Source organism: Massilia sp. P2_C2 (assembly GCF_056404615.1).
This window is the reverse complement of the sequence record NZ_JBFUDR010000326.1, coordinates 1-6,427: the sequence shown is the minus strand read 5'-3', so window position 1 is coordinate 6,427 and position 6,427 is coordinate 1. Positions and strand designations below refer to the sequence as shown.

The window sequence follows — 6,427 nt, the reverse complement described above, 5'->3', positions numbered from 1 at the left end:
GATCATGACGGTCGGCTCGGTCTTATGGGCACTGCGCTCCGTGAACGTGATGTCCTCGTCGCCCCCGGAAAACAATTCATCTTGCAGGATCTTGCCGGCGATCAGCATCAACGCGGCGAACAGGAAGAATTTCCACCACGACAGTTGCGTCACCCAGGTCGCGACCGCGTCGAAGGCGCGATGCAGCGCCGACAGGGTATTCGAGAAAGTTTGCTGGGTAGAACGCCGAGTTTGCATGAAGCTTGTCTTTATCAAAGGTTGCGGCGAGTGTAACCGTTGGCACAGCGGCCGGCCACTATTGGGATGTTGCAACTTTAGTGTCCCGGCGTCCCCCTTACCACCGGTTTGCGACAGCCTGCACGAATCGGGGCCTGGAATGCACAGGTTGACGACACCGTGATGACGTGTAGAAAAACTGTTAATCGGCAATCTTGCGCGGTATGATGAACGACGTCCTGGCTGCGCCAGCCCATGCTGATTCATATCGAAAGGGGGTTTGCCAATGTCTGCCGTTCCCAAGCGTTACCGCCTCGTCACCCGCAGCGATTTCGATGGCCTCGTATGCGCCGTCCTCCTCAAGCACCTGGACCTGATCGACGACATCCTGTTCGTCCATCCGAAAGACATGCAGGACGGCAAGATCGCCATCAGCGCGCGCGACATCACGACGAACCTGCCTTACGTTGCCGGTGCACACCTGGCGTTCGACCATCATTTGTCGGAAACGATCCGCAATACGGGGCGCCACGACAACCACGTGATCGACCCCAAGGCGCCGTCCGCCGCGCGCGTCGTCTACGAACACTATGGCGCGACGCGCGCCTTTCCCGCCGCCTGGCGCGACATGATGGACGCCGTCGACAAGGGCGACGCGGCCCGTTTCACGCGCGAGGAAGTCCTCGATCCGCAGGGCTGGAACCTGCTGAACTTCCTGATGGATGCGCGCACGGGGCTGGGGCGCTTCCACGACTTCCGCATCTCGAATTACCAGCTGATGATGGACCTGATCGATTACTGCCGTAACCACACCATCGATCAGATCATGCAATTGCCGGACGTGCAGGAGCGCACCCGTCTGTACTTCGAGCACAGCGAGCTGTGCAAGGAGCAGATCCGCCGCTGCGCGCGCGTCCACGGCAACCTCGTCGTCCTCGACCTGCGCGAGGAGCCGGTGATCTATGCCGGCAACCGCTTCATCATCTATGCGCTGTTCCCGGAAGCGAACATCTCGATCCACGTGTTGTGGGGCCTCAAGAACCAGAACACGGTGTTTGCGACCGGGAAGTCGATCCTCAACCGCACATCGAAGACGAATATCGGCGCGTTGATGCTCGAATACGGCGGTGGCGGGCATGAGAATGCGGGGACATGCCAGGTGTCGAACGACATGGCGGAAGATGTGCTCGGGGCGCTCGTCCGGCGCATTACCAGCGAAGGGTAGTTCAACAACACGGAAACGTCACGCGTGGGCACGGGGTGCTCACCCTACCGCAACCGGTGACGTAGGGTGGGCACCCCGTGCCCACCTTTTTTACGCCGGCTGCTGCTCCTGCAGCATCTTGCGCGCCGCGTCAGCGCCGAGCGGCTCGCTGAACCAGAAGCCCTGGAACTGGTCGCAGCCGTGCGATCTCAGGAAGTCGAGCTGGGGCCGTGTTTCCACGGCCTCGGCCACCACCTCCATATTCAGGTTGTGCGCGATATCGATCAGGCTCTTGGCCACGGCCTGGCCGCCGTCCCCCAGTGCCTGCACGGTGTCCGGCGCCAGCTTGACCTGGCCCGCCGCCAGTTGTTGCAGGTAGCCGAGGTCGCAGAGCGGGGCGCCGRAGCCGTCGACGGACAGGTCCACGCCCAGCGCACGCAATTGCTCGGCCAATTCCTGCCCCAGCGCCGGATGGCGGACCAGGCTGTCGATGCGCAGGTCCAGTTGCAGGCTGTGCGGCGGCAGCCGGTGCCGCGCCAGGCGATCCGCCAGGCAGGCCAGGAAGCCGGGCTGGCTGTATTCGCGATGCGAGACGTTGATGGCCACGGGCAGGTCTCCGTATCCGGCCGCGCGCAGCTGGGCGGCGAAAATACAGGCCTGGTCGAGCACGCGCTGGCCGATGGGGACGATCACGCCGCTTTCCTCGGCCTCGGCCAGGAACTGGGCCGGCGCCAGCACGCCCTGGTCCGGGTGGCGCCAGCGCAGCAGTGCTTCGAAGCCCGCCACCCGGTTGCTGTGCATGTCGACGCGGGGCTGGTACAGCAGGAACAGTTCGTCGTTGTCGAGCGCGCTGCGCAGCGCCACGTCGATGCGGTGCCGGGCTTCCGTGCTCGATCTCATGTCGGCCGAGAAGAAGCGGACGTCGTTGCGGCCGCTGCCCTTGCCGTGGTACATCGCGAGGTCGGCCGCGCGCACGAGTTCCGCCGCGCTGGCGCCGTCGTGCGGGTACAGCGACACGCCGACGCTGGCGCCGACGGAGATTTCGCGGTTGTTGAACGCGACGGGGATCACGAAGCTCTGGCGCAGGCGCTCCACCATGCGCAAGGTAAAGCGCAGCGATGGCTGGTTGGCGAGCACAAGCACGAATTCGTCGCCGGACATGCGCGCGACCGTGTCGCTGTCGCGCACCGATGCCTGCAGGCGGCGCGCCACGACCTTCAGCACGACGTCGCCGGCCTCGTGGCCGTGCGTGTCGTTGATCGTCTTGAAGTTGTCGAGGTCGATCAGCACGGTGGCGACGAGCGATTTGTGGCGCTGGGCCAGGTGCAGCGCCTGTTCCAGCCGGTCCCACAGCAGGTTGCGGTTGGCCAGTCCCGTGAGCGGGTCGTGGTTGACCTCGTGTTCGAGGTGGGCCGTGCGCAGCTTGGTGGCGGTGACGTCGGTGATGATGCCGATGAAGTGAGTGACGACACCGTGCTCGTCCTGCACGGGCGTGATGCTGAGGTCGTTCCAGAACAGCTCGCCGTTCTTGCGCAGGTTGCGCAGCACGACGCGGACGCCTGTGCGCGCCGCGACGGCTTCCCGCAGCTGGGCCCGTTCCGCGAGATCCATGCCGGGCGCGGCCATGAAGCGCGGGTCGGTGCCCATGATCTCGTCCGCGGCATAACCCGTGATACTTTCGAAGGCCGGGTTCACGTAGTCGATGAGGCTCCGGTCGTTTTCGATGCGGGTGATCACGATGCCGTTGCTGGCCGCGTGCAGCGCGCGCTCGCGCAGACGCAGCCGCTGCTCGCGCTCACGTCGCCTGGCCACGTTGATGCCCGTGCCGAACAGGTAGTCACTGCCGTTGCAGCGTATTCGCGTGCCGCACAGTAACGTAGGTGTTTCGTGGCCGCTGCGCGAGACGAAGTCGATCTCGAGCGTCATTTCGCTGCCTTCGTCGAACACCTGGCGGATGCACGTCGCCAGCGGCGGGCGCTGGGGCAGTTCGATGAGATCGAGGGCGCGCGTGGCGCTCAGTTCGTCGGGCGTCATCTCCGTGACCCGCTCCAGTTCGTTGTTCCAGAGCACGAAGCGACCGTCGTGGTTGAGCACGTAAAAGGTGCCGGGGAGCTTGTCCACGACGGCAGACAGGGGCGTGCGCGCGACCCGTTCCCGCTCCGTGCCACCGCGCTCGTCGCCGGTGGCGACGGCGACGGCGCAGCCCTGCGCATTGCCGCCGGCACCGAGCAGCGGGGCCAACGTCAGGTTGCCTTCCAGCACCCGCCCATGCGCGCATTGCAGGTCGACATGCACTTCGGCGCCTTCGGGCCGGCCGGTGAGGGCGCTCCACCCCGCGCTCCAGGCGTCGCGTCCGGGCGGTGTGAACAATGTCGTGACGTGGCGTCCGAGGATGTGTTCGGCCGGCACGCCGAACAGCGCGGCGCAGCCGGCATTCCATGCCTGGATGGTGCCGGATGCGCCGGTGAGAAAAACGCATCGGCTGGGCAGTTCGTCGGAATCGGCCATGCCAACTCCCATTCGCGATTRGATCCCGTTGGACAGCGCGGTAAGCCGTCCGTTCCACGCAGGATGCCGGAATGAAAACGGCATGCCGTGGCACGCCGTTTCTTGACCAGAGTCGACCGTCAGGCCGCCGCCTCCTGGCGGGGCGGCAGTGCGACGTGGTTGTCCACACTGAACTGGTAATCCTTGAACACGTGCTCGGCGGACAGGATTTGGTACGTGCCGTCGGACAGCTTATGCGTCGTGTCCTTCAGGCGGTACGTGGTGGAGCCGCAGGTCCAGCAATTGAAGTTGCGCATGTGGGTGCACAAACAGGTCTTATCGAACACCCGCACGTTCTTTTCGCCCGGATTCGCCTGCACCTCGCGGTTGTACGAATTGATGTAGGCGCAGTTGCCCGTGGCGTCGAGCAGGTAGCCGTACGATTCGCAGCCGGGACGGATGCCCGAGCCGATCGCCGGCGTCTGCTTCAGCATGCGCATCGGATAGCCCGTCGGCGACACGCCGTTGACGATGATGTCTTCCTCGCTGGCACGGAAATATTCCTGCTTGACCGTGTCCGGCAGGCCGCATTCGTGGGTCACCGTGAAGCGGGTCGCCACCTGCACGCCGCCCGCACCCTTTTCCAGGAACGACACGGCGTCGCTGCCGGTGAAGATGCCGCCGGCGGCGATCAGCGGAATATCCAGCTTCTCGGCGGCCAGGTAGGCATGGATCTCGTCCATGATCGTGTGCAGGTCGTAGTCTTTCCARTCCTCGAGGCCGAAGCCGAGGTGGCCGCCGGCCAGCGGGCCTTCCACGATGACGTAGTCGGGCAGGCGGTTCAGGCGCGACACCTTGCGCAGGAACAGTTGCAGCGCGCGGACGGACGAGACGATGATGCCCAGCTTGGCCTCGCGGAAGCGGGGATGGTCCTTGATGAGTTCGAACGAACCGAGGTGCAGGCCGGCCGACATCGTGATGCCGTCGATACCCGCGTCCAGCGCCGCCGACAGGCGGGTGCGCAGGGTTTCCTTCGGCGCATTCATCGTCAACTTTTCCATGCAGTTCACGAAGATCAGGCCATCGCCTTTCTTCGCCGCCATGGTTGCGCCCACGTGCAGGCGCGTGGCCTCGGCCAGCCGGTCCAGGTCGAACTGGACGACCGACTTGTCCATGTTGTTGATGTTGAATTTGTAGAGCTTGGTCTTTTCCTTGACGAAGCTGGTGTCGAACTTGCGGTCCGACACGTCCGGCACCATCGCATCGGAAATGTGGCCGATGCCGCCCAGGCGGGCCGCTTCCAGGGCCAGCTCCGACGTGGAAATGTCCACGCCCATTCCGCCGATCATGATGGGCACGTATTCCTTGTTACCCAAACGCAGGCGGAAATCATCAACACGTTTCATTGCTATCCTTAAACTGCCGGGGCCTCGACCCGGGACGATTCTCTCTCTGTTGTACGGTGCCGCGCATGGTCGGCGCGCCCCCCGCATTTTACCCCACGCGGGGGTAGGCGGAGAGCACCATTTTCCGCACGGTCGTGCGAAATTCCGGTGGAAATCAGTCGCGGTAGTTATCGAACTGCAGTGGCAGGTCCTTGACGTCCTTGCGCATCAGCGCGATCGCTTCCTGCAGCGTATCGCGGGTCCTTGCCGGTCACGCGCACGGTTTCGCCCTGGATCGATGCCTGGACCTTCAGCTTGCTCTCCTTGATGAGCTTGGTGATCTTCTTGGCGTCTTCCGTCTCGATGCCGTTGCGCACCTTGAGCACCTGCTTGACCTTGTCGCCGCCGATCTTTTCGATCTTGCCCTCGTCGAGGAAGCGCACGTCGACCTTACGCTTGGTCATTTTGTTCAACAGCACGTCGCGCACCTGGCCGAGCTGGAAATCGGAGTCGCCGAACACGGTGATCTCGCGTTCCTTCTGTTCGACCTTGGCCGAGCTGCCCTTGAAGTCGAAGCGGGTGCCGATTTCCTTGTTGGATTGCTCGACGGCGTTCTTGACTTCGACCATGTCTGCTTCGCAGACCACATCAAACGATGGCATTGTGTTTTTCCTTTTGTCTTGCACGGTAATGAATGCCGTTATTGTAACGGAGGGACGTCCAAAAACCTGCTGCGGGTTGTACCGGGCCGCGTAGGCTGCAGTTTTGCGATGCTCCGCTACGGCGGACCGGCTGTACTCTCGTACAGCTGCGCTTCTCGAACTGCATTGCTGCCGCTCGCGACGGTTTTTCGAGGTTCCCCCGACAACGCGCCGGCCACTATAATGCGCCAAACATTCAGCCACCCAGCCATGCAATCCGACCTGCCCCTGTCTTCCGACGTCGCACTCGACGCGTTCAACACGTTTCGCATTCCCGCGCGCGCCCGGCGCTACCTGCGCGTCACGGATCCCTTTCATCTGGCCGCCGTCGCGGCCGACCCGGTGCTCGCCGCGCTGCCGCGCCTCGTGCTCGGCGGCGGCAGCAACCTGTTGATCGCGCGTGACGAGGTCGATGCGCTGGTGTTGCATATGGG

3 protein-coding genes and 3 pseudogenes are annotated in these 6,427 nt (G+C 63.8%); 2 read left to right on the top strand and 4 right to left on the bottom strand.

Features of this window, described 5'->3' with window-relative positions:
- Positions 1–237, bottom strand: a pseudogene (locus AC1DYX_RS26030) (sensor histidine kinase); the annotation flags it as partial.
- Between the two features lie 265 nt (positions 238–502).
- On the opposite strand from AC1DYX_RS26030, the gene AC1DYX_RS26025 reads away from it, so the two are divergent.
- A complete protein-coding gene (locus AC1DYX_RS26025) occupies positions 503–1,441 on the top strand; it encodes an exopolyphosphatase (protein WP_477264269.1) in 939 nt (312 codons plus the stop codon).
- A 90-nt stretch (positions 1,442–1,531) separates the two neighbouring features.
- On the opposite strand, the gene AC1DYX_RS26020 is transcribed toward AC1DYX_RS26025, so the two are convergent.
- The 3 genes and pseudogenes from AC1DYX_RS26020 to AC1DYX_RS26010 form a co-directional block, all read right to left on the bottom strand.
- Positions 1,532–3,928: a sensor domain-containing protein gene (locus AC1DYX_RS26020; protein WP_477264267.1), complete on the bottom strand. Its 2,397-nt coding sequence runs from the start codon at positions 3,926–3,928 to the stop codon at positions 1,532–1,534.
- 119 nt (positions 3,929–4,047) lie between these two features.
- Positions 4,048–5,313 carry a nitronate monooxygenase gene (locus AC1DYX_RS26015; protein WP_477264266.1) on the bottom strand — a complete coding sequence of 422 codons (1,266 nt, stop codon included), beginning with the start codon at positions 5,311–5,313 and terminating at the stop codon, positions 4,048–4,050.
- A gap of 154 nt (positions 5,314–5,467) precedes the next feature.
- A pseudogene (locus AC1DYX_RS26010) lies at positions 5,468–5,954 on the bottom strand (YajQ family cyclic di-GMP-binding protein).
- Between the two features lie 249 nt (positions 5,955–6,203).
- Here AC1DYX_RS26010 and AC1DYX_RS26005 point away from each other — a divergent pair.
- Positions 6,204–6,427 (top strand): annotated as a pseudogene (locus tag AC1DYX_RS26005) (UDP-N-acetylmuramate dehydrogenase); the annotation flags it as partial.

What these genes read in the sequence shown, in the direction of transcription:
- AC1DYX_RS26025 (WP_477264269.1), top strand. Translation starts at nt 503, where the DNA reads ATGTCTGCCGTTCCCAAGCGTTACCGCCTCGTCACCCGCAGCGATTTC.